The 22,762-nt window shown below is 67.0% G+C and carries 21 protein-coding genes and 1 riboswitch; of the genes, 8 read left to right on the top strand and 13 right to left on the bottom strand.

Translation table 11 applies throughout. The features are described from left to right. Nucleotides 1–29 precede the first annotated feature (29 nt). On the bottom strand, nucleotides 30–1,871 hold the full coding sequence (locus tag RD110_RS11225) for a TonB-dependent receptor domain-containing protein (RefSeq protein WP_076199481.1): 1,842 nt from the start codon (nucleotides 1,869–1,871) through the stop codon (nucleotides 30–32). 84 nt (nucleotides 1,872–1,955) lie between these two features. After that, a riboswitch (cobalamin riboswitch) is annotated at nucleotides 1,956–2,207 on the bottom strand. 48 nt (nucleotides 2,208–2,255) lie between these two features. Here RD110_RS11225 and RD110_RS11220 point away from each other — a divergent pair. The 3 genes from RD110_RS11220 to RD110_RS11210 all read left to right on the top strand — a co-directional run bounded on the left by RD110_RS11220 (nucleotide 2,256) and on the right by RD110_RS11210 (nucleotide 3,992). Then, nucleotides 2,256–2,504 carry a DUF904 domain-containing protein gene (locus RD110_RS11220; RefSeq protein WP_076199479.1) on the top strand — a complete coding sequence of 83 codons (249 nt, stop codon included), beginning with the start codon at nucleotides 2,256–2,258 and terminating at the stop codon, nucleotides 2,502–2,504. Continuing rightward, nucleotides 2,501–2,833: a cell division protein ZapA gene (locus RD110_RS11215; protein ID WP_076199477.1), complete on the top strand. Its 333-nt coding sequence runs from the start codon at nucleotides 2,501–2,503 to the stop codon at nucleotides 2,831–2,833. The genes RD110_RS11220 and RD110_RS11215 overlap by 4 nt, the downstream gene beginning before the upstream one ends. Before the next feature lie 340 nt (nucleotides 2,834–3,173). Beyond that, complete coding sequence (locus RD110_RS11210) at nucleotides 3,174–3,992, top strand: sulfite exporter TauE/SafE family protein (RefSeq protein WP_076199475.1); 819 nt, start codon at nucleotides 3,174–3,176, stop codon at nucleotides 3,990–3,992. A gap of 3 nt (nucleotides 3,993–3,995) precedes the next feature. Here the strand turns inward: RD110_RS11210 and RD110_RS11205 are convergent, their stop codons facing one another. Further along, entirely contained in the window at nucleotides 3,996–6,431 is a 2,436-nt protein-coding gene (locus RD110_RS11205; RefSeq protein ID WP_076199473.1) for a sensor domain-containing protein, read from the bottom strand. Then, on the bottom strand, nucleotides 6,431–7,753 hold the full coding sequence (locus tag RD110_RS11200) for a cyclic di-GMP phosphodiesterase (RefSeq protein ID WP_239467218.1): 1,323 nt from the start codon (nucleotides 7,751–7,753) through the stop codon (nucleotides 6,431–6,433). Before RD110_RS11200 ends, RD110_RS11205 begins: the two co-directional genes overlap by 1 nt. A gap of 244 nt (nucleotides 7,754–7,997) precedes the next feature. Between RD110_RS11200 and RD110_RS11195 the strand changes: the two genes are divergently transcribed. Then, nucleotides 7,998–8,441 (top strand): universal stress protein, encoded by a 444-nt coding sequence (locus RD110_RS11195; protein ID WP_076199469.1) that lies wholly within the window; start codon nucleotides 7,998–8,000, stop codon nucleotides 8,439–8,441. Nucleotides 8,442–8,445: 4 nt separating this feature from the next. Here the strand turns inward: RD110_RS11195 and RD110_RS11190 are convergent, their stop codons facing one another. The 5 genes from RD110_RS11190 to RD110_RS11170 form a co-directional block, all read right to left on the bottom strand. Further along, the gene (locus tag RD110_RS11190; RefSeq protein WP_076199467.1) at nucleotides 8,446–9,978 is read right to left on the bottom strand and encodes a malonate--CoA ligase; all 1,533 of its coding nucleotides are present in this window, start codon (nucleotides 9,976–9,978) and stop codon (nucleotides 8,446–8,448) included. A 26-nt stretch (nucleotides 9,979–10,004) separates the two neighbouring features. Continuing rightward, nucleotides 10,005–11,003 carry a Bug family tripartite tricarboxylate transporter substrate binding protein gene (locus RD110_RS11185; RefSeq protein ID WP_076199465.1) on the bottom strand — a complete coding sequence of 333 codons (999 nt, stop codon included), beginning with the start codon at nucleotides 11,001–11,003 and terminating at the stop codon, nucleotides 10,005–10,007. 62 nt (nucleotides 11,004–11,065) lie between these two features. Further along, nucleotides 11,066–12,505, bottom strand: a complete 1,440-nt coding sequence (locus RD110_RS11180) for a malonyl-CoA decarboxylase domain-containing protein (protein WP_076199463.1) — start codon at nucleotides 12,503–12,505, stop codon at nucleotides 11,066–11,068. Next, nucleotides 12,502–13,170 (bottom strand): GntR family transcriptional regulator, encoded by a 669-nt coding sequence (locus RD110_RS11175; RefSeq protein ID WP_076199461.1) that lies wholly within the window; start codon nucleotides 13,168–13,170, stop codon nucleotides 12,502–12,504. The genes RD110_RS11180 and RD110_RS11175 overlap by 4 nt, the downstream gene beginning before the upstream one ends. A gap of 169 nt (nucleotides 13,171–13,339) precedes the next feature. Further along, complete coding sequence (locus RD110_RS11170) at nucleotides 13,340–13,843, bottom strand: MgtC/SapB family protein (RefSeq protein WP_076199459.1); 504 nt, start codon at nucleotides 13,841–13,843, stop codon at nucleotides 13,340–13,342. Nucleotides 13,844–13,999: 156 nt separating this feature from the next. Between RD110_RS11170 and RD110_RS11165 the strand changes: the two genes are divergently transcribed. Beyond that, nucleotides 14,000–14,461: a carboxypeptidase-like regulatory domain-containing protein gene (locus tag RD110_RS11165; RefSeq protein ID WP_076199457.1), complete on the top strand. Its 462-nt coding sequence runs from the start codon at nucleotides 14,000–14,002 to the stop codon at nucleotides 14,459–14,461. Between the two features lie 24 nt (nucleotides 14,462–14,485). Here RD110_RS11165 and lgt read toward each other — a convergent pair whose 3' ends face one another. Both lgt and RD110_RS11155 read right to left on the bottom strand, forming a co-directional pair. Further along, a complete protein-coding gene (lgt, locus tag RD110_RS11160; protein WP_076199455.1) occupies nucleotides 14,486–15,310 on the bottom strand; it encodes a prolipoprotein diacylglyceryl transferase in 825 nt (274 codons plus the stop codon). A gap of 46 nt (nucleotides 15,311–15,356) precedes the next feature. Beyond that, on the bottom strand, nucleotides 15,357–16,130 hold the full coding sequence (locus tag RD110_RS11155; RefSeq protein WP_076199453.1) for an SDR family oxidoreductase: 774 nt from the start codon (nucleotides 16,128–16,130) through the stop codon (nucleotides 15,357–15,359). 103 nt (nucleotides 16,131–16,233) lie between these two features. On the opposite strand from RD110_RS11155, the gene RD110_RS11150 reads away from it, so the two are divergent. After that, complete coding sequence (locus RD110_RS11150) at nucleotides 16,234–17,154, top strand: LysR family transcriptional regulator (RefSeq protein ID WP_076199451.1); 921 nt, start codon at nucleotides 16,234–16,236, stop codon at nucleotides 17,152–17,154. Between the two features lie 11 nt (nucleotides 17,155–17,165). On the opposite strand, the gene RD110_RS11145 is transcribed toward RD110_RS11150, so the two are convergent. Then, nucleotides 17,166–18,101, bottom strand: coding sequence for a LysR family transcriptional regulator (locus RD110_RS11145; RefSeq protein ID WP_076199449.1), 936 nt, complete (start codon nucleotides 18,099–18,101; stop codon nucleotides 17,166–17,168). A 106-nt stretch (nucleotides 18,102–18,207) separates the two neighbouring features. Here RD110_RS11145 and ilvD point away from each other — a divergent pair, with 106 nt between their 5' ends. Then, nucleotides 18,208–19,902: a dihydroxy-acid dehydratase gene (gene ilvD / locus RD110_RS11140; protein ID WP_076199447.1), complete on the top strand. Its 1,695-nt coding sequence runs from the start codon at nucleotides 18,208–18,210 to the stop codon at nucleotides 19,900–19,902. Between the two features lie 82 nt (nucleotides 19,903–19,984). On the opposite strand, the gene RD110_RS11135 is transcribed toward ilvD, so the two are convergent. After that, complete coding sequence (locus tag RD110_RS11135) at nucleotides 19,985–20,224, bottom strand: TIGR04438 family Trp-rich protein (protein WP_076199445.1); 240 nt, start codon at nucleotides 20,222–20,224, stop codon at nucleotides 19,985–19,987. Nucleotides 20,225–20,362: 138 nt separating this feature from the next. Here RD110_RS11135 and RD110_RS11130 point away from each other — a divergent pair, with 138 nt between their 5' ends. After that, entirely contained in the window at nucleotides 20,363–20,668 is a 306-nt protein-coding gene (locus tag RD110_RS11130) for a c-type cytochrome (protein WP_076199443.1), read from the top strand. Between the two features lie 78 nt (nucleotides 20,669–20,746). Here RD110_RS11130 and acs read toward each other — a convergent pair whose 3' ends face one another. Beyond that, nucleotides 20,747–22,747, bottom strand: a complete 2,001-nt coding sequence (acs, locus tag RD110_RS11125; RefSeq protein WP_076199441.1) for an acetate--CoA ligase — start codon at nucleotides 22,745–22,747, stop codon at nucleotides 20,747–20,749. Between the last annotated feature and the right edge of the window lie 15 nt (nucleotides 22,748–22,762).

The following is a 22,762-nucleotide window of genomic DNA, read 5'->3' as shown; positions in this document are numbered from 1 at the left end:
GCGCATGCCTTTCAGCGCCAACGCGGTGCTCACTGCGGCGCCCATTTCAGGCCCACGTACAGACTGCGGCCTTCGTTGGCATAGGTGCGCGCCGTCTGGTAACTCTTGTCGCCCAGGTTGTTGAGCCGCGCGAGCAGGGTCAGGTCGCGCGTCACCTGCGTGTCGGCATACAGGTTGGCCACGCCGTAGCCGCCGAGCACGGCGGTGTTGGCCGCGTTGTCGAAGCGGCGCGCCGAGAGCTGGACTTCGGCACCGACGGTCCAACCGGCGACGCGGGTATCGGCACCGAACGCGGCGTGGCGGCGGGCACGGCGCGCCAGCTGGTGGTCGCTGTCGAGGTCGCGCGGGTCCTGCACGTCGATGGAGCCGCGCAGTGAGACGCCGGCCACGCTGTGGTTGGCCGTCAGCGTCACGCCCTTGTATTCCGCGCGGCCCACGCTGTCGTAGCAGCCGAAGGCCGAGGCACAGGCACCGGCGCCGCCGAACACGATGAGGTTCTTCACGCGGTTGCGGTAGGCCACCATGCCGACGCTGGTGGCGCCCTCGGTCCAGCGCAGGCCGGCTTCGACGTTGTGGCCGCTCTCGGGCTGCAGGCTGGCCTTGCCGTATTCGCTGAAGCGCTGGTAGAGCGTCGGTGCCCGGAAGGAATTGCCTGCCGACACGGTGGCGCGCCACTGCGGCGTGAGGGCGTAACCGTAGGCCGCGCTGCCGGTGGTCTTGCCGCCGAATTCGCTGTCGTGGTCGCGCCGCAGGTTGGCCTGTACGCTGTGTGGCCCGGCGGTGTAGCCGTAGCCCAGCGCCAGGCCGGTCTGCGCGCGCTCGCCGTCGATGGCCGGGGTGCCGGTGGGGTTCTGCAGCCGGTCTTCGCGGCGTTCGAGCGCGGCGGTGAACAGGTGGGCGCCGAGCCGGTATTCGTTCTGGAACAGGAAGTTGCGCAGCCGCGTCTCGGTGAGGTAGACCGACGGCGTGGTGCTGTATTGCGTGGTGGATTCGCTCAACTGCACGCGCGTCGCATAGCGGTCGGTCCATTTCGACAGCCAGGCCGCCCCGGCCGTGCGCAGCTGGTTGTGGTTGCGGTCGTCCGCCGTGAGGCTGCCGTCGTATTGCGAATTCAGGTTGCTGGCCAGCCAGGTGCCTTCGATGCGCTGGCGCGCGTCGATCTGCAGGCCGACCCGCGCGTTGCCCGAGGTGCGGCTGTAGCCGTCGTCGTCGGGGTTGGCGGTGGCGATCGGGCGGGCGTTGAAACCGTCGCTGCGCTCGTGCGAGATGCCGAGCGCGTAGTCGATCACCGGGCTGCCCTCGCCGCTCGTGGCGAAGCCGCCGCTGATGCCGGCCTCCGCCGTGCGCGTGCCGCGGCTGCCGAGACCGAGGCCCACCGTCGGCGCGGGCTTGCCCTCGCCCTTCCTGGTGAACAGCTGGATCACGCCGCCGATGGCGTCGGAGCCGTAGACCGCCGCGGCCGGGCCGCGCAGCACTTCGATGCGTTCGATTCGCGACAAAGGAATCTGCTCCCAGGGCGCGCCACCGGTGGCCTGCGAATCGATGCGGATGCCGTCGATGTAGACCGCGGTGAAACGCGATTCGGCACCGCGCAGGAACACACTGGTGGCATTGCCGGGGCCGCCGTTGCGCGTGATCTCGACACCGGGCAGGCGCGCCAGCACGTCGGCCACGCCGACGGCGCCGCTCTTTTCGATGGTGTCGCGGTCGACGATGGAGACGTCGGCCACCAGGTCGACCAGGTTCTGCTCGGTGCGCGTGGCGGTGACCACGGTTTCTTTCAGCGATTGGGCGGAAGCGAGCGAAGTGAAAGCAGCGGCCAGGGCCACAGGCAGGGCAGCCAGGCGCCAGGCGGAAACACAGTTTTTCATGAGATGCGTCGTACAAACAATACCCGCACCGGCTTCCCCGCCAGTGCTTGGGCGTAACGGCCGCACTGCCCGACGGATCGGAACGGCGCGGCCACCTTGTTGGCCGGTATCCGGGCTGACGGAAGACTCCCATCGCCTTCCCAGGTGCGTGTTCGAAGCACACCCAGTGGCTGATTGATGGCAGCGGAGCCGTGGCCGGAAAATGTCCGGAAAACGACTCGTCCGTTTGACCGTTGCGGGGGCAGCGCAGGCCAGGCGTCTGGCGACGCCCTCCTGCTTCCCGTTGAACTGCGGCCTGTGAACCAGTCCGCGAGCACCAACAGAGCCGATTTTAGAGCCTGTCGACCGTCGCAAGCCAGTGGGGAACCTACAATGTTGTTCTGTATGGCCCAACCCACCCAAATCGAACAGATCGCCGAGCGCACCGAACGCCTCCTGGTGCGCTACCACGAGCTGCAGCGCACGAATGCCTTGTTGTCCGAACAGGTGGCGCTGCTGGTCCATGAACGCGACTCCCTCAAATCCCGCCTCGGTGCCGCGCGTGCGCGCATCGACGCATTGCTCGAGCGCCTGCCCGAGGTCACCGCACCGCCGGTGGTGCGTCCGGCACCGCGCCAGGACACTTCACGATGAACCAGCTCGAAGTTCAGATCATGGGCCAGAGCTACCGCCTGGGCTGCCCCGAGGATGGTGCCGAACGGCTGCAGGCGGCCGTCGCCAAGGTGGACGCCGCCATGTGCGCGATCCGTGATGCCGGCAAGGTCAAGGCGCGCGACCGCATCGCCGTGCTGGCGGCGCTGAACCTGGCGTTCGACCTGTCCGATCGCGCACCCGCGCCCACCGTGGCGGCGCCGGCACCGGCGGTCGCCGCGTCGCCTCTGCCAGAAGGCAGCGACACGCAGCTGGGCTCGCTGCTGGCGCGACTCGACGAGGCGCTCGGCGACGACGGCCGGCTCATCTGAAGCTGTCAAACGGGTCTGCGCATGCCCGCACGCGGCACAGGCGTAAACCCCGGTAAATTTCCCGCGCGGCCCGCGCATGGGCCTACAATCGAGGCGTCTGCGAACCCGTCGGGCTTTATATTTCCTTGAACCAATGCTCATTGAGCCCGGGCTTGGAACATCCCCTGGTGAGCGTGATCATCTCGCGTCAGATGAACCCAACGTCAGGTTGACCTAGCCCACCTGAACCCCGGTTCAGGATGCCGGTCCGGTGGATCATTCGCAGACACCTATTTCCTTCGCCCAGGCGCCATCCAGCAAGCCGTCCGGGTGGCATCGCCGACTCGACAACAACGACAAGATGAGCCTGGACCCGACCCTGGTTTTCGAACTCGCGCTGCTGGGCCTGGGCTCCGGCTTCCTCGCCGGCCTGCTCGGCATCGGTGGCGGCATGCTGATGGTGCCGTTCATCACCTACCTGATGTCGGCACGCGGCGTGGCGCCTGACCTGGCCGTCAAGATGGCCATCGCCACCTCCATGGCCACCATCATGTTCACCTCCATCGCCAGCGTGCGTGCGCACCACCGGCGCGGTGCGGTGCGCTGGGACATCGTGCGCCGGCTGGCGCCGGGCATCGTGCTCGGCAGCATGCTGGGCAGCCTGGGTGTTTTCGCGCTGCTCAAGGGTTCGTCGCTGGCGATCTTCTTCGGGCTGTTCGTCGGCTTCTCGGCCACGCAGATGTTCCTCGACAAGAAGCCCGCCCCGACGCGGCAGATGCCGGGCACGGCGGGCCAGCTCGCGGCCGGCGGCTTCATCGGCTTCCTGTCCGGCCTGGTCGGAGCGGGCGGCGGCTTCATCAGCGTGCCGTTCATGACCTGGTGCAACGTCGCGATGCACAACGCGGTGGCCACGAGTGCGGCACTCGGCTTCCCGATCGCCGTGGCCAACGTGGTCGGCTACGTGGCCAGCGGCACCCGCGTGGCGGGTCTGCCCGCGGGCTCGCTGGGCTATGTGTGGCTGCCCGCGCTGGGCGTGATCGCGCTGTGCAGCGTCTTCACCGCCCCGCTCGGCGCCAGGGCCGCGCACGGGCTGCCAGTGAAGAAGCTCAAGCGCGTGTTCGCCAGCATCCTCTACCTGCTGGCGGCCTACATGCTCTGGAAAGGGCTGACGACCCGCTGAAGCTCAGGCCGCGCTGAGTGCGGCCTTCTCGCGCACAGCCTCGATGGTGCGCTCGAGTTCGTCGGCCGGCATGCCGGGGGCGCACAGGTAGCCCTGGTACTGGTCGCACTGCAGGTGTTGCAGCATGGCACGCTGGGGAATGGTTTCCACCCCCTCGGCGATGATGGTCAGCTTCATGGCCCGGCCGAGCTGGATGATGGCGCTGACGATGGCGTGGTCGTTCTCGTCCTCGGGCAGGCCGCTGATGAAGGAACGGTCGATCTTGAGCTTGTGGATCGGGAACTTCTTCAGGTAGGCCAGGCTGGAGTAGCCGGTTCCGAAATCGTCGATGGACAGCGTCACGCCGAGCGCGGCCAGCGCCTCGAGCCGGGCCAGCGCCTCGGCCGCGTCCTTCACCAGGATCGATTCGGTCAGTTCGAGCTCCAGCAACGCGGGCGCCAGCCCCTCGCTTTCCAGCACCGCCGCCACGCGCTCCACGAAGTCGCCCTGCTGGAACTGCAGCGCCGACACGTTCACCGACACCGCCGTCGGCCAGCCCATGCGTTGCCAGACCGCCGCCTGGCGCACGGCTTCGCCGAGCACCCAGGCCCCGATGGTGACGATGTAGCCGGTGTCCTCGGCCAGCGGGATGAAGTCCGCCGGCGACACATGGCCCAGGTCGGGGTCGAGCCAGCGGATCAGCGCCTCCACGCCCACCACTTGGCCGGTGCTCAGGCTCACCTGCGGCTGGTAATGCAGGCGGAACAGGCCGTTGTCCATCGCCAGGCGCATGGCGTGGTCCATCTTCATGCGCGACAGCATCTCCACGTTCATCTGCCGCTGGTAGAAGCGGAAATTGGCGCGGCCGCGTTCCTTCACGCGGTACATGGCGGTGTCGGCGCATTTGATGAGTTCGTCGAGCGTCACGCCGTCATTCGGGAACATGGCCACCCCAATGCTGCTGCTCACCGAGAAATGCATCTCCTCGACCAGGAAGGGCTGGGCCAGGCTTTCCAGGATCCGGCGCGCCACGGTTTCCGCCGCGGCCACGTCGGCCTGGTGCAGGTAGGCCACGAATTCGTCGCCGCCGAGCCGGCACAGGGTGTCGACCTGGCGCAGGCAGGCGGCGATGCGCCCGGCCACTTCCACCAAGACACGGTCGCCGAACACGTGGCCGAGCGAATCGTTGATGTTCTTGAAGCGGTCCAGGTCCATGAACAGCACGGCGAACTCGCCACCGTCGCGTTCGGCCTGGCGCAGTGCGAAGTCCACGCGCTGCCCCAGCAGCAGCCGGTTCGGCAGCCCGGTCAGCAGATCGGTGTAGGCCAGCTGTTCGATGCGGCGCTGCGCAGCCTTGCTTTCGGTTAGGTCCTTGAAGAAGCCGATGCTCTGGCGCACTTCACCCTGTTCGTCGCGCAGCACCACCCAGGACAGCTGTACCGGGCACAGGCTGGCATCGCCACGCGCGTGCAGCGCCTCGCCGTCCCAGTAGCCCTCACGGCTCCAGCGGCCCTGCACGCGTTCGAACAGCCCGGCCTCTTCCGCGTCGCAGAACAGTTCGGGCGCCAGACGGCCGAGCAACTGCTCCTGCGTGTAGCGCGTGAGCCGCACGCAGCCCGGGTTGACGGCGACGATGCGGTGGTCGGGGCCGGCGATGAAGATGGCGTCCAGGCTCGACTCGAACACCTTGGCGGCCAGCCGCAGGCCCGACTCCGCCTCGACGCGCTGCGTGATGTCGCGAAACGAATACACGCGGCCGATGGAACGGCCCTGGCTGTGCTGCGGCAGCGTCATGCGCTCGATCAGCCGGCCGGTGCGCAAGATCAGCACGTCGGTGCTTTCGCCCAGCGGGTTGACCGCGATCTGCGCCAGCCGCCGGCTGTAGCCCTCGGGATCGAGCATCAGCGAGGCCATGTGGCCGTGCAGCGCTTCGTCGTCGCGGCGCACCAGCATGGCCTCCGGCACGTCCCATAGTTCAGCGAAGCGGCGGTTGCACGCGGCGATGCCGCCGTCGAGGTTGCACACCAGGATGCCGTCGGCCGTGGCCTCCAGCGTGGCCTGCATCTCGGCGAGCACCAGTTCGAGTTCGTCCTCCATGTGGCGCTGCTGGCTGCGGTCGCGCATGCAGACCATGAAGACCTGCCCCTCCCCGTCGGCCTCCGCGCCGAGCTGCAGGGGGCTGATGCGCCGCTCGACCTGCAGCGTCTGGCCGTCGCCGCAGGGCATGCGGGTCTCGGAATGAATCGTCTGGTCGTGGCCGGCCGCGACGTCCTCCCAGAAGAAGATGTCTTCCGGCGACGCGGTGAGGTCGGTGACACGCCGGCCGATCAGCTCCTGCCGGGCCAGGCCGAGGAGTTGCACCGCGGCTTCGTTCACGGCGACGATATTGAGCGTGCTCCGCTCGACGATCCAGACCGCATCGAGGACACACTCGATCCACGGCCCCAGCGCGGCCCGCATCACGTGTGCTGCCCGGACCGGTCGGCGCCAGCTGCCCGTTCGTAGTAATAACAGACGCGCGGCCGCGGCGAGAGGTAGTCGAGCGCGGCACGCGGCAGTTGCGAAGGCTTCATGCTGCGCCGGATGCCCAGGGCCGGCGCGTCCTCGAGGTCGACGATCAGCGCCTCCTCGCGCGGCACGCTCACGTCGTGCACGATGACCCGCGGCTTGAGTGGCCGCGCCGAGTTCACCGAGACCACGATCGCAAAACCGTCGTTCGCCAGCTGCACCACCGAGCCCGGGGGGTACACCCCCATCATGCGGATGAACGCGCCCAGCGTGAGACTGTCGAAGCGCGGCTTCATCTGCGCGAAGATCAGCGACAGCGCCTCGTGCGGCGTGAGTGCGTTCACCAGCCGGGCCGGGTTGCACAGGTTGTCGTAGTGGTTGACCAGCGCCAGGATCTTGCTCGCGGCAAGCATCCGGTCGCCGCGCAACTGCGCCGGGAAACCCGAACCATCGACCATCTCGTGGTGCTGGGCGATCGCAGAGAGCACATCGGGCGGCAAATCCATGCGCTGGCCGATCTGCAGGCTGTGCTGCACGTGTTCGCGGTAGAACTGCAACTCGGAGTCCGAAAAGCCGGGATCGGCATACCGCATGCGCTCGGGCAACTGGCTCTTGCCGAGGTCGTGCACCAGCGCCGCCACGCCCAGCGCATGCAGTTCGCCCGTGGGCAGGCCGAGCGCCTTGCCGAGCAGGAGCGAGATCACCATCACATTGACCGGGTGCTCTGCACTGCGGTCGCCCATGGTCTCTGACAGCAGCCGGATGGCCGATTCGCCGTCGCCCAGGATGTCGTTGACACAGCCGCCCACCAGCGCCTGGCTCTGTTCGCGCGCGGCCGCCGGCTTGCTGCCGGCCTGTTCGGCGATGCGGCGGAACTGGCGCATGGCCTCGGTGAACCGACGCTCGCAGACCTGCAGGCTGCGTTGCTGGGCGTTGAGCTTCTCGCGGCGCTGGGCGCGCGCCTGCGCGACTTCGTCCAGGGGCGCCGCGGCCGTGGCCACTGGCGCCAGTTCATCCGCCACAGCCTCCGACGTAACGGCTGGAGACAGGCCGGCCGGTGCGTCACCGACTTGGAAGGCTTCGTGGGGCGTCACCGCTGCCGCGTCGCTCTGAGCGGGAAAATAACGCACCTGGCTCAGGCCGAGCGAGCGGATGGTATTGATCTGCTCTTCGGAGACGATGCGGAAACTGCCCTTGGGAAAGGGGTGGTCCATCCAGCCGAGATCGAGTTGTACGAACAGGCCGCGACGCAGCTGCGCGACATCAATCCACATCGACTGGTTATCTTGCATAGAGCTAAAACAATTTGTGCGCACAAAACATCGAAACATTATGACGCGGGAGAGTGACACATTGTTACTCCGTTCGTCATATCCACGACAGTCGGGCACGCATTTTTGCGAAGTCGCGGCGCGAACCGGCCTGGCAAGCGGTAGACGCTTGACACTTATCAACCCACGGGTGTATGCCCTCGCCTATGCTGGGCCTTCAATCGAAGAATTTCAAAGGAGATGGATCATGTACAAACGCATCCTGGTCGCCACCGATGGCTCCGAGCTTTCCCAGAAGGCGGTGGACAACGCGCTGACGCTGGCCTCCCAGCTCAATGCCGAGGTGGTGGCGCTGAAGGTGGTGCCCCATTACCCGCAGAGCTATTTCGAAGGCTCGGCGCCGATCGACCTGAAAGCCGTGGGCGATATCGAACGCCAGTGGCGCGAAGCCGCGGCGAAGGTGGTGCAGGCCGTTCAGGTGGCCGGCGAGGCGATGGGCGTGAAGGTCCGCCCGGAAACCGCCACATCCGACCTGGTCTCGGAAACCGTGATCGCCACCGCCACGAAGCACGGCTGCGACCTGATCGTCATGGCCTCGCATGGACGCAACGGCCTCAAGCGCCTGTTGCTGGGCAGCGAGACGCAGCAGGTGCTGACGCACTCGCACATTCCCGTGCTGGTGCTGCGCTGAGCGCTCAGGCGAACAAGGCCTTGTATTTTTCGCGCAGCAGGTTTTTCTGAACCTTGCCCATGGCGTTGCGCGGCAACTCGTCGACCACGAAGCAGCGCTTGGGCAGTTTGAAGTTGGCCATGTCGGCCTTGAGCGCGGCCAGGATGTCCTCCGGCAGCAGCCGGGCACCGGCGCGGGCGATCACCACCGCCACGCCCACCTCGCCGAAATCGGGGTGCGGCACACCGACCACGGCGCTCTCGGCCACGCCAGGCAGTTCGTTGATGCGGCCCTCGATCTCGGCCGGATAGACGTTGTAGCCGCCGCTGATGATCAAGTCCTTGCTGCGACCCACGATGGTGACGTAGCCGTCGCCGTCGATGCGGCCCACGTCGCCGGTCTTGAAGAAGCCGTCGGCGGTGAACTCCTCGGCCGTCTTCTCCGGCATGCGCCAATAGCCGTGGAACACGTTCGGCCCCCGGACCTGGATGCCGCCGATCTCGCCCTGCGCCACGGGCTGGCCGGCGTCGTCCACCACACGCAGCTCGACCCCCGGCAACGCAAAACCCACCGTGCCGCCGCGCCGCTCGCCGTCTTCGGCACGGCACGGATTGGAGGTCAGCATCGCCGTCTCGCTCATGCCGTAGCGCTCGAGAATGGTATGGCCGGTGCGTTCCTGCCAGGCCCGGAAGGTTTCGATCAGCAGCGGTGCGGAGCCGGCGACGAAAAGGCGCATGTGGCGCGCGGCTTCGCGCGTCAGCCCGGCCTCCTGCAAAAGCCGCACGTACAGCGTCGGCACACCCATGAACACCGTGGCTTCGGGCAGCTTCTGCACCACGAGCTTCGGGTCGAAGCGGCCGAGCCAGATCATCTTGCTGCCGTTGAGCAGCGCGCCATGGATGGCCACAAAGAGCCCGTGGACATGGAAGATGGGCAGCGCATGGATCAGCACGTCGCCGGGCTGCCAGTCCCAGTAGCCCTTCAGCGTCTGCGCGTTGCTCAGCAGGTTGCGATGCGACAGCATCGCGCCCTTGCTGCGGCCGGTGGTGCCGCTGGTGTAGAGGATGGCAGCCAGGTCGTCGGGCCCGCGCTCGGCCACCGCGTGCTGGTCGCTGTGGTGGGCGGCGCGTTCGAGCAGCGATCCGGTCACGTCGTCGTTCAGCGTGAAGACGTGGCTGGTGCCGGCCGTGAACGCGATCTTGCTGACCCAGCCGAAGTTCTTGCCGGTGCACACGACCACTGAGGGCTCGGCATTGCCGATGAAGTAGGCGATCTCGCTGCTCTGGTAGGCGGTGTTCAGCGGCAGGAACACGTAGCCGGCGCGCAGCGTGGCCAGGTAAAGCACCATGGCCTCGACCGACTTCTCCACCTGGACCGCGATGCGGGCACCGGCGGGCAGGCCCAGGGAGCCGAGCAAGTTGGCCATCATCGCCGTGGCGCGGTCGATGTCGCGCCAGGTGTAGCGCAGGCCGAGGTCGGTCTCGACGGCCACGGAGTCGATATCTTGCGGGAACGCGGCGCGCAGGGCGGCGAAGAGGTTTGCGTTGGAAGGATTCATGGTGAAGGCAGGATGGATTCTGGTGCTCAGTCTAGCTTCGCGCCCGAAGCCTTGACCACGGTGGCCCAGCGTTTCACCTCCGCGCTCACGAAGGTGCCGAACTGGGCCGACGTGAGGCTGGGGAAATCCGCGCCGTTGGCGGCCCAGATGGTCTTCAGCTCCTCGGTCGCGCCCGCACGCTTGACCTCTTCCACCATGCGGCCCTGCACCTCCACGGGAGTGCCCTTGGGCGCCCACAGACCGTACCAGGTGGTGACGGTGTAGTCGGGCAGGCCCACTTCCGCCGCACATGGCACGTCGGGGAACGCGGGGTTGCGCTTGGGGCCGGAGACCATCAGCGCCTTCACGCGGCCGCTCTTGATGTGGGTGGCCGACGAGCCCAGGCCGTCGAACATCATGTCGACCTGGCCGCCCACCAGGTCGCGCAGCGCCGGGCCGGCGCCGGTGTAAGGGATATGGGTGATGAAGGTGTTGGTCTGAAGCTTGAACAGTTCGCCCGCGAGATGATGCGAGGTGCCGGTGCCGGCCGAGCCGTAGTTCAGCTTGCCGGGGTTCTTGCGCACCAGGGCCAGAAAGGACGCCATGTCGGGCGTGGCCACGTTCTTCGGATTGACCACCAGCACCTGCGGCACGTTGGCCAGCATGGCCAGTGGCACGAGGTCGCGCTCGATGTCGTAGTCCAGCTTGGCATACATGGCCGGCGCGATCGCGTGGTGCACCGCGCCCATGAAGAAGGTGTAGCCATCGGGCTGGGCGCGCGCGGCGATGCCCGCGCCCAGCGTGCCGCCGGCCCCGCCCCGGTTTTCGATGATCAGTTGCCGGTTGGTGAGCCGCGCGAACTGCGCCGCCAGCGGACGCGCGAAGGCATCGGTGCCGCCGCCGGCGGGGAACGGCACGATCAGGGTCACCGGCTTGCTCGGCCAGGCCGTCTGGGCGTGCAGCCAGGGGGATGCGAGGCCGGCGCCGGCGGCGGCCAGCCGCAACAGGCGACGGCGGTTGAACGGGGTTGCGATCAGGTGGCTCATGGTTTGTCTCCGGTCTGATTTTTTGTGATTGCCCGCGCTGCGTTCGGGCGTTGGGAATGGCACTACAGCAAGGATTCGATCTGACCCGACACCGCGATCCGGCCCTGGGCCAGCAATGCGCGGTGCTTGTCCAGCCGCTTGAGGTCGTAAAGGTAATTCACCATCAGGCCGTGCGACTGCTTCAGCCCCTTAGGCGACAGATCGCCGGCCCAGTTGAGTTGCTCCACGCGCGCGCCGTTGCCCAGGTGGAAGCGCGCCACCGGGTCGAGCGGCTTGCCGTCCAGCATTTCACGGCCGAGGTAGTGGGCGGCGGCGCGCAGCATGAACCTGCGCACCGGCGAGGATTCGGCCAGCGCCTGCGGCTTGTCCAGCAGGGCCAGCACGTGCTCGGGCTGCGGTGGCTCGAAGCCGACGGCCCGGCCCAATTCCGCAAGCTCCTTGGGACTCAGCCGCGCCAGCATGGCCGTGCCGTTCCTGCCGAGCCAGCCGCGGTAGCCCGGGATCGGCGACAGGGTGGCAAACGTCTTCAATTGCGCGAACTCCAGCTTCAGCGTCTCGACCACTCGTTTGATCAGCGAGTCGCCGAAACTCACGCCGCGCAGCCCCTGCTGCGTATTGCTGATGGAATAGAAGATCGCCGTGGTCGCCTTGCGCGGGTCCGCCGCATCGGCCGACTCGTCCAGCAGCGGCGTGATGCTCTGCGCGATGCGGTCGACCAGCGCCACCTCCACGAAAATCAGCGGCTCGTCCGGCAGGCGCGGGTGGAAGAAGCCGTAGCAGCGCCGGTCGGAATCGAGCCGATTCTTCATGTCGGCCCAGCTCCTGATGTCGTGCACCGCCTCGTACTTGATGAGCTTCTCGATGAGCGAGGCCGGCGAATCCCAGCTGATGCGGCGCAGTTCGAGGAAACCCACGTCGAACCAGGTGGAGAACATGTATTCCATCTCCACATCGAGCGCCAGCAGGCGTTTGTCGGCCTTGAGGAAAGGCGACATTTCGGCACGCAGGTCCACCAGGAAACGGATGCCCTCGGGCGCCACGCTGAAGCGCTGCAGCAGGCGCCGGCGCGGCGACACCGTGGCGCGCCGGTAGTTGACTTCGGCCACGGCCTCATCGGGCGTGCCCACCGCCGCGGCGAACTTGGCCTGCGCGGCCTTCACCCGGGCCGCGTCGGCGACGAACTGCTCGCTCATCAGCAGCCACAGGTCGCGCCGCTCCGGGGCGGTGGCCTTGGCATACCAGGCCGCCACTTCCTGCGCACGCCGCCCACCCTCGACTTCGCTGACCTGCGGATCGACGATGGCGCGCAGTGCCTCGAGCGTGCGGCGCAGGACACGCGGCGACAGGGCTTCCTCGGGCTGGCGCAAGGTGGCGTTGAGGCGTTCACGCGTCGAACGCAGCGGCTTGACCTTGGCGGGCGTGCCACCGGGCGCGGCATCCCCGCCGGCGCGCAGCTTCGCAACGCTCGGAAAAGTCCGCGTGATCCAGTCCGGCGTATTCATGACGCCAGCCTCGACTTGCGGCCAGCCGCCAGTTCGCGCAAGGCTTCGCGCTGGCGCATCAGATGGGTGCGCATCGCGGCCTCGGCCCCTTCGCTGTCACGCGCCTTCAGGGCCGCGAAGACCGCCAAGTGCTCGGCCAGGCTCTGTTTCAACCGGCCCGGCGCATGCAGTTGCTGCAGCCGCGCGAGCTTCAGGATCTTGCGCAGGTCGGCAATGGACTGGGCCAGCCAGCGGTTGTCCGCCAGTGTGATGATGGCTTCGTGGATGGCGAAGTTGGTGGCGTAGTAGTCGGTGATGCGGCCGGCCCTGGCATGCGCCTGCAGCCGGTCGTGCAGCACGGCGAGTTCGGCCAGCTCGGCGTCGCTGGTGTTGCGCGCGGCCTCGAAGGCGCAGCGGCCCTCGAGCAGTGCGATCACCGGAAAGATGTCGTCGAGGTCCTTCTCCGTCACCTGGTTCACGAAACAGCCGCGGCGCGGCTCGTGTCGCAGCAGACCTTCGGCCGTGAGCACCTTCAGCGCCTCGCGCAGCGGCGTGCGGGAGATTTCCAGCGTGGCGCACAGCGCCACTTCGTCGAGGAACATGCCCGGTGCAAGCACACCGGCGAAGATCTGCTCGCGCAAGGTGCTGGCAACTTCCTGGTGCAAGGAATTCTGGACGAGACGCATGGCGGGCTGCGGGCTTTCCTGGTGAAGTCGAGGACCGCACCTTAGCGGCAAACACGCAGGCGCATTGACGGTAATTACCCGTAATTATGAGAACGCCGGTTGACGAGAGCCCCCGCAGACCATGCCGCCGGGCAAGACGAGCGCGCACGCCTCGCGCTCGCCGTGACCCTCACGCCTCTTCGCGGCCCGACTTGTCGATCAGGCCAACGACCTTGGGCACCAGCGCGAACACCGCCAGCGCCAGCAGTGTGCTCAGCACCGCCGTGGCCTCTCGCCCCATGCCGGCGGCCACACCGATGGCGGCCGTGAGCCAGATGCCGGCCGCCGTCGTCAGGCCCTTGACCTTTTCCTCGCCGTCGAGCTTCAGGATCGCCCCGGCCCCGAGGAAACCCACGCCGGCCACCACGCCCTGCACCACCCGGCTCAGGTCGGCCTCCAGCATGCCGGCCTGCTGCGAAACCAGCACGAACAACGCGGACCCCATGGCCACCAGCATGTGGGTCCGCACCCCGGCCGCCTTGCCGTGCGACTCGCGCTCGACACCCAGCAGCCCACCCAAGAGCGCCGCCAGCAGCAACCGCAGCATCACGCGTGTCGCCTGTTCGATGTCGGGCAGATCGGAGAATTCGGCGGCGATGGTGTCGCCGATCTTTTGCAGCGCGGAAGTGGTCATGGGGCCTCGGCGAAATCCGTGTCAACGGGAGCGGACACTGTAACCGCCGCGGCGTTTTCGACGCAGGTCGAACCTGGCGGCGACAGGTTTAAGACCTGTTTAAGCCACCCGCCTCAGAATGGAATTTCCACTTCATCCCATGCAAGGAGTTTCATCATGCACAAGATGTTCCAACCTGGAAAGCGCGTCCTGGCCACCGCTGTTCTGCTGGCCGCCGGCGCGTTGGCCGCCACCGCGGCGCAGGCCGCGACACCATCCATCCATGTCAGCCACGGCATCGAATACATGAGTGGCGGCATCGGCAGCGACGAGGCGCATTTCATGCAGACGGTGTCGCCGCAGTGGTCGGCCACGATGGAATTCGCCGTGAAGGACGCGGCGGATAGACAAGGCGCCGATTTCGCTGCCAACGTGCACGTGCAGGTACTGGACGCTGCCGGGCACGCGGTGCTGGACACCGTGTCCGAGGGTCCGTTCCTGTTGACCCGCCTGGCGCCCGGCCACTACGACGTGCAGGCCACGTTCAACGGCCAGACCCTGAAGCAGGCGTTGACGGTGCAAGCCGGCACCCCCAGCAAGAACCTGTTCGTCTGGCCCGCCAGCGCGTTGCGCTCCTGAGCGCCGGACGCCCTGGGTGCGCCGTCAGCGCCGCACGGGCACGGCACCGCCATCGCGCCGCGCCCAGATCCACAGCCCGATGCCGCCGAGCACCATCGGCACGCACAGCCATTGGCCCATGCTCATGCCCAGCGACAGCAGGCCGAGGAAGGCATCGGGCTCGCGGAAGAACTCGGCGATGAACCGCAGCACGCCATAACCCACGAGGAAGGCCGCCGCCACCTCGCCCTGGCGCCGCGGCCGGCGGGCATACAGCCACAGGCAGACGAACAGCAGCAGGCCTTCGAGCAGGAACTGATAGACCTGCGACGGATGGCGCGGCAGTTCGCCCGCGCCGCGGAACACCATGCCCCAAGGCAGGTCGGGCGGCGCCAGGCGGCCCCAGAGCTCTCCATTGATGAAGTTGCCGACGCGGCCGGCCGCCAGCCCGGTGGGTACACACGGCGCCACGAAGTCGGCCACTTGCAGCCAAGGCTTGTGACGGGAGCGTGCGAACCAGATCATCGACGCGATCACGCCCAGCATGCCGCCGTGAAAACTCATGCCGCCTTGCCACACGTAGAAGATTTCGAGCAGGTTCGACAGGTAGTAGCCGGGCTTGTAGAACAGGCAATAGCCCAGCCGCCCACCGATCACCACCCCCATGACACCGAGGAACAGGATGTCCTCCACATCCTTGCGCGACCATGCGCCGGGGCCCTGGATTGAGGCATAGGGTTCGTGGCGCAGCCGGCGCCTGCCAAGGAACATGAACAGCGCGAACGCGGCCAGATAGGTCAGGCCATACCAGTGCACGGCCAGCGGTCCCACCTGCAGGGCGATGGGATTGATTTCGGGGTGGATCAACATGGCCGGTATTGTGCCTGCAGCCGCCATTGGCGCCGGGTGCGCCGGCTCAGCGTGTGGTGTAGCCGCCGTTGGCGAAGATCGTCTGGCCGGTGATCCACCAGCCTTCGGTGACGAGGAAGCGCACCAGGGGCGCGATGTCCTCGATGTCGGTCAGGCCCTTCTTCGAAAAGCCCGACAGCGCCGCCGCCGAGGCGTGGTAGGCGGCCGACGCATTGCTCTCCTGCCCGTAGAAGAAGGGCGTGTCCATGGGGCCGGGGCCGATGGCGTTGACGTTGATGCCGCGCGCACCGAATTCCTTGGAAGCCGCGCGTGTGTAGTGCTCCACCGGCGCCTTGCTGCCGGGGTAGATGGCATAGGAGTCGGTGTAGGCGGCCAGCAGCGAGCTGACGATGGTCACGATGCTGCCGCGCTCGGCGAGCGTGCGGCCGGCCTGTTGGATGAAGAAGAAGGCGGCCTTCGCGTTCGCGGCGAAGCTGCGTTCGTAGTCGGCTTCGGTGACGTCCAGGATCGGCTTCTTGACGACCACGCCGGCGGTGTTGACGGCGATGTCCACCTGGCCGAAATGCGCCAGCGCCGTGTCGAACAGCCGCACGTTGTTGTCGACCACGGACAGGTCCCCCTGAAAGCCGATGGCGTCGGCACCGAGGGCCTTCAGGGCGCCGATGGTGGCCTCGGCTTCGGCCCTGGAGGCGTCGCTGTTGTAGTGCACGACGATGCCACGGGTTCCGCCACCGGCGAACTGCCTGGCGATGAGTGCGCCGAGATTCTTGCCGCCGCCGGCGATGACGGCGACTTTGCCTTGAAGGGTAGGGGCTGACATGGCGTTTCCTTTCGTTGGGTTGAGACACCCAGTCTATTGAGCGATCAATCAGGAATAAACACGCAGTCAAGGACTAGACTATTCAGGAAACCAGATCAATTGCATGGATCGAATCGAAAATCTCGCCGTATTTGTGCGCATCGCTGAAACTGGCAGCTTCACCTCGACGGCCAACCAGCTCCAGCTGCCGCGCGCGGCGGTTTCCACTGCGGTGCAGCAGCTGGAGGCACGGCTGGGGGTGCGTCTGCTGTACCGCACCACACGGCGCGTCAGCCTCACGCCGGACGGGGCGGCCCTGCTGGAGCGCGCACGCGATCTCGTCTCCGACATGGAAGAGATGGAACAGCAGTTCAGGCCCTCGCCCGGTGCGGTGGCCGGCCGGCTCAAGGTGGATGTGCCCAGCCGCATCGCGCGCCTGTTGATCGCGCCCGCGCTGCCGGGCTTCTTCAAACAGTTCCCCGCCGTCGAACTCGACCTCGGCTCCAGCGACCGGGCGGTGGACCTGGTGCAGGAAGGCGTGGACTGCGCGCTGCGCGTCGGGCCGCTGGCCAGCAGCAGCCTGGTAGCACGGCCGCTGGGCACGTTCGAGTTGATCAACTGCGCCAGCCCGGCCTACCTGGCACGGCATGGCACGCCCGGCTCCCCCGCCGAACTGTCCGGGCACTGGGCGGTGAACTACGCCGCGCCCGGTGGCACGCGCAATGCAACCTGGGATTGGCTCGACGCCGGCACGCCGGTCCAGCAGGCCATGCGCAGCCGGGTCACCGTGAACAACGCCGAGAGCTACATCGCCTGCGCCCTGGCCGGGCTGGGCATGATCCAGATTCCGGCCTACGACGTGCAGGATCATTTGCAATCGGGGGAGTTGGTCGAGGTGCTGCCCGAAGCACGCGCGGCGGCGATGCCGGTGCACCTGATGTACCCGCACCGGCGCCATGTATCGAACCGGGTGCAGGCGTTCTCGCGCTGGCTGGAAGTGGTGCTGGCGCCTGCGCTGCAGGGGCGGCGCAACGGCGCTGCGTAGTCGCGGCGCCATCAAACCGTGTCGGACCGCCCTCCGGCCTGTTCCCGCACGAATCCGATGAAACGCTCCAGCGACGGGCTTCGACCCTCTTCGCGCCACACCAGGCTGGTCTCGCAGCCTGGCAGCGCCGGGGCGCGCTTCACGCGGTGAACGGCACGGTAGACCACGCCCGGCCGCTGGAACTGCCGCACGCTTTCCGGCACCCAGGCCACGCCCAGCCCGGCGGAGACCAGGTTGACGATGGTCTGCATCTGGATCGCCTCCTGTGCCACCTGCGGCGAGCGGCCGGCCGCGTGGTAGAGCGCAAAGATCGCGTCGTACAGCGAAGGCACGATGCGCCGCGGGAAGATCACCAGCGGCTCGGCCAGCACGGCATCGAGCCGGAGCACCGGTGCGGTTGCCAGCGGATGCTGCTCGGCCAGCGCGATCACCAGCGGCTCCTGCGCGATGAGCTGGCGTGCCAGGCCAGCCGGTGCGAAGCCAGTGGCGTGCAGCATGAAGCCTGCATCGATCTCGCCGCGCGCGAAGGCCTGTAACTGCACGTCGCCGGTGGCCTCGGTCAGCTCGACGCGCACGTTCGGATAGGACTCGCGAAAGCCGCGCAGCCACTGCGGCAGCTGCGCAAACCCCACGGTGGAGACGAACGCCAGCCGCAGGCGACCGAGTTCGCCGGCCGCGGCGGCACGCGCATGTTCGGGCAGCGCCTGCGCGCGGGCCAGCAGATCGAGCACCTCGGGCAGCAGCGCCTGGCCCGTGGCAGTCAGCTGAACGCTGCGCTTGGTGCGGTCGAACAGGCGCACGTCGAGCAGCCGCTCCAACTGGGCGATGGCCTGGGTCAGCGGCGGCTGCGTCATGTGCAGGCGCACAGCCGCGCGGCCGAAATGCAACTCTTCAGCCAGCGTGGCGAACTGGCGCCACAAGCGGAGTTCGATCTGCGCTTCTTTCATATGCTGAATGAATTAATGGCGGTGAAAAAATAGATTGGAAACGATTTTCGAGACGGCGCATACTTCGCGCTGAAATTTTCCCCACGACCGATAAAGAGATACGCCCATGGAAACCAAGCCGATCCAGATCAACCGCCGCAGCGCCAACATCACCGAAGGCAAGTCGCGCGCGCCCAACCGCTCCATGTACTACGCCATGGGCTACGAGGAAGGCGATTTCAAGAAGCCGATGGTCGGCGTGGCCAACGGCCACAGCACCATCACGCCGTGCAACTCCGGCCTGCAGAAGCTGGCCGACGCGGCGATCGAGGGCATCGAGGAAGCCGGCGGCAACGCCCAGGTGTTCGGCACGCCGACGATCAGCGACGGCATGGCCATGGGCACAGAGGGCATGAAGTACTCTCTGGTCAGCCGCGAAGTCATCTCGGACTGCATCGAGACCTGTGTCGGCGGCCAATGGCTCGACGGCGTGCTCGTCGTCGGCGGCTGCGACAAGAACATGCCCGGCGGCATGATGGGCATGCTGCGCGCCAACGTCCCGGCGATCTACGTCTACGGCGGCACGATCCTGCCCGGCCGCTACAAGGGCCAGGACCTGAACATCGTGAGCGTGTTCGAAGCCGTGGGCCAGAACGCGGCCGGCAACCTCTCCGATGAAGACCTGACCGAGATCGAACGGCGCGCCATCCCCGGCACCGGCTCCTGCGGCGGCATGTACACGGCCAACACCATGTCCTCGGCCTTCGAGGCGCTGGGCCTGTCGCTGCCCTACTCGTCCACCATGGCCAACCCGCACGACGAAAAAGCCAACTCGGCCAAGGAATCGGCCAAGGTGCTGATCGAGGCCATCAAGAAGGACATCAAGCCGCGCGACATCGTGACGCGCAAGTCCATCGAGAATGCCGTGGCCGTGATCATGGCCACCGGCGGCTCGACCAACGCCGTGCTGCACTTCCTGGCCATTGCCCACGCCGCCGGCGTCGAATGGACCATCGACGACTTCGAGCGTGTGCGCGTGAAGACGCCGGTGCTGTGCGACCTGAAGCCCAGCGGCAAGTACCTGGCGGTCGACCTGCACCAGGCCGGCGGCATTCCGCAGGTGATGAAGACGCTGCTGGCCGCCGGCCTGCTGCACGGCGACTGCCTCACAATCAGCGGCCAGACCATCGCCGAAGTGTTGAAGGATATTCCTGATGTGCCGCCCGCCACGCAGGACGTGATCCGCCCGATCACCAACCCGATGTACGCCCAGGGCCACCTCGCTATCCTGAAGGGCAACCTCTCGCCCGAAGGTGCGGTGGCCAAGATCACCGGCCTGAAGAACCCGGTGATCACCGGCCCGGCGCGCGTGTTCGACGACGAACAGTCGGCGCTGAAAGCCATCCTGGACGGCAAGATCGTGGCCGGCGACGTGATGGTGCTGCGCTACCTGGGCCCCAAGGGCGGCCCGGGCATGCCCGAGATGCTGGCGCCGACCGGCGCGCTGATCGGCGCGGGCCTCGGCGAAAGCGTGGGCCTGATCACCGACGGCCGCTTCTCCGGCGGCACCTGGGGCATGGTGGTCGGCCACGTGGCGCCCGAGGCCGCGGTCGGCGGCACCATCGCCTTCATCCACGAGGGCGACTCGATCACGATCGATGCACGCAAGCTGTTGCTGGAGTTGAACGTGGACGAGGCCGAGATCGAAAAACGCCGCCAGGCCTGGACGGCACCCAAGCCACGCTACACCCGTGGTGTGCAGGCCAAGTTCGCGTTCAACGCGTCCACGGCCAGCAAGGGCGCGGTGCTGGACGACTACTGATCGGCCGCCCGACGCCTCGTCCCCAAGACAAAAACCCCGAAACCACCCGGTTCCGGGGTTTTTCATTTCAAGGCTACCGGCTTCAGCGCTTGCGTGGCGGCAGGCCCATCGCACCGCGGCTCTTGTCGATGCGCGCCTGCTTGCGGCGTTCCTCCCGCTCTACCGCCTTGCGTTTGGTGTGGCCGCTGAAGTCGGCCCAGGCCCACCACGCCACGGCCAACGCGAACGGCGCCAGCACGATCCACCAGCTCCACAGGGCCACGGGGCCGATCTCGAGGTACTTGAGAAGCAGCAGCACGACACCCAGGCCGAGAAAATACATCGCACACTCCTCATTCAAAGACGGCAGCCTGCCCGGCATTGGCCCAGGCGCCGCGGGGTCAACCCTGTTCATTACAATCGCGTTGAACGACTGTAACCCAACCCATCCCCCACGCGCACGACCCAAGAGGTGAAAACGATGAAACGCATCCTGCTGACGCTGGCCACGGCCCTCACCGTCGCCGGCCCCGCCCTCGCCGACCAGGCCCTGGCCACGGCCAAGAACTGCATGGCCTGCCATGCCATCGACAAGAAGCTCGTCGGCCCCGCCTACAAGGATGTCGCCGCCAAATACCAGGGCGATGCCAGCGCCGTCGACAAGCTGTCGGCCAAGGTCATCAAGGGTGGCTCGGGTGTCTGGGGACCGATCCCGATGCCGGCCAATCCGCAGGTCAACGAAGCCGATGCCAAGAAACTCGTGACCTGGATCCTCGGCCTGAAGTAAGCGCCCCGCACGCAACAAAAAACCCGCTGGCAGCCAGCGGGTTTTTTGTTGCCGTCGCAGCCTTGCGGCTGTCGTCGATCAGAGCTTTTCAGCCAATTGATCGAGGATGGCGGGGTTTTCCAGCGTGGAGGTGTCCTGCGTGATCGCTTCCCCCTTGGCGATGCTGCGCAGCAGGCGGCGCATGATCTTGCCGCTGCGGGTCTTGGGCAGGTTGTCGCCGAAGCGGATATCCTTGGGCTTGGCGATCGGGCCGATCTCCTTGGCCACCCAGTTGCGCAGTTCGTTGGCGATCTGCTTGGCTTCCTCGCCGGTGGGGCGGGAGCGCTTGAGCACGACGAAGGCGCAGATGGCTTCGCCGGTCAGGTCGTCCGGACGGCCCACCACCGCGGCCTCGGCCACCAGGTCGGACTTGGCCACCAGCGCCGACTCGATCTCCATCGTGCCCATGCGATGGCCGGAGACGTTGAGCACGTCGTCGATGCGGCCGGTGATGCGGAAGTAGCCGCGGTCGGCGCTGCGCACCGCACCATCGCCGGCCAGATAGATGGTGCCACCCATTTCCTCGGGGAAATAGCTCTTCTTGAAACGTTCCGGGTCGTTCCAGATGGTGCGGATCATCGAGGGCCACGGCCGCTTCACCACCAGCATGCCGCCCGCGCCGTTGGGCAGGTCGTTGCCGGTCTCGTCGACGATGGCGGCCATGATGCCCGGCAGCGGCAGCGTGCAGCTGCCAGGCACCAGCGGCGTGGCGCCCGGCAGCGGCGTCATCATGTGGCCGCCGGTCTCGGTCTGCCAGAACGTGTCGACGATGGGGCAACGCTCGTGGCCGACGTTCTTGTAGTACCACATCCAGGCTTCGGGGTTGATCGGTTCACCCACCGAGCCCAGGATGCGCAGGCTGTCCAGGTTGGAGCGGTCCGGATGCACGGCGGCGTCGCCCTCGGCGGCCTTGATCAACGAACGGATCGCGGTGGGGGCGGTGTAGAAGATCGAGCACTTGTGGCGCTCGATCATCTGCCAGAAACGGCCCGCGTTCGGATAAGTGGGAATGCCTTCGAAGATGATCTGCGTGGCGCCCGCGGCCAGCGGCCCGTAGGCCACGTAGGTGTGGCCGGTGATCCAGCCGATGTCGGCCGTGCACCAGAAGACGTCCTCGGGTTTCAGGTCGAAGGTCCAGTCCATGGTGAGCTTGGCCCACAGGAGGTAGCCGCCGGTGCTGTGCTGCACACCCTTGGGCTTGCCGGTCGAGCCCGAGGTGTAGAGGATGAACAGCGGATGTTCGGCGCCCACCGACACCGGCGGGCAGTCGCTGCTCTGGCCCTGGATGGCTTCGGCGAAGGTCTTGTCGCGGCTCGCGACCATGTTGCACGCCGTCTTCGTGCGTTCGTAGACGAACACGGTCTTGATGCTCTCGCAGCCGCCCATCGCGATGCCCTCGTCGATGATGGCCTTCAGCGGCAGCTCCTTGCCGCCGCGCATCTGGAAGTTGGAGGTGATCACGGCCACGGCGCCGGCATCGATGATGCGCTCGTTCAGCGCCTTGGCCGAGAAGCCGCCGAACACCACGCTGTGCGTGGCGCCGATGCGGGCGCAGGCCTGCATGGCGATCACGCCCTCGAGCGTCATCGGCATGTAGATCAGCACCCGGTCGCCCTTCTGGATGCCCTCGGCCTTGAGTGCGTTGGCGAACTGGCTCACGCGCACCAGCAGTTCGCGGTACGTGGTCTTGGTGACCGTGCCGTCGTCGGCTTCGAAGATCACGGCGGTCTTGTTCTCGACCGCCGTTCCCATGTGTTTGTCCAGGCAATTGGCCGAGGCGTTGAGCTCGCCGTCGGCAAACCACTGGTAGAACGGCGCGTTCGATTCGTCGAGCACCTGCGTGAAGGGCTTGTCCCACTGCACGTTCTCACGCCCCAGCCGACCCCAGAACCCGGTGAAATCGCGTTCGGCCTCGGCACAGAGCGCGTCGTACGCGGCCATGCCCGAGATGCGCGCCTGCCGGACCATGGCTTCCGATGGCGGGAACACGCGGTTCTCGACCAGGACCGATTCGATGTTGTTGGACGCGGTGTTGCTCATGGTGATGTCTCCTCG

Origin of the sequence: Rhodoferax koreense, from assembly GCF_001955695.1 — a bacterium.
In the GTDB taxonomy this organism is placed as follows: domain Bacteria; phylum Pseudomonadota; class Gammaproteobacteria; order Burkholderiales; family Burkholderiaceae_C; genus Rhodoferax_B; species Rhodoferax_B koreensis.
Note: the sequence above shows the minus strand (reverse complement) of the source record. Positions and strands in the feature narration are given on the sequence as shown.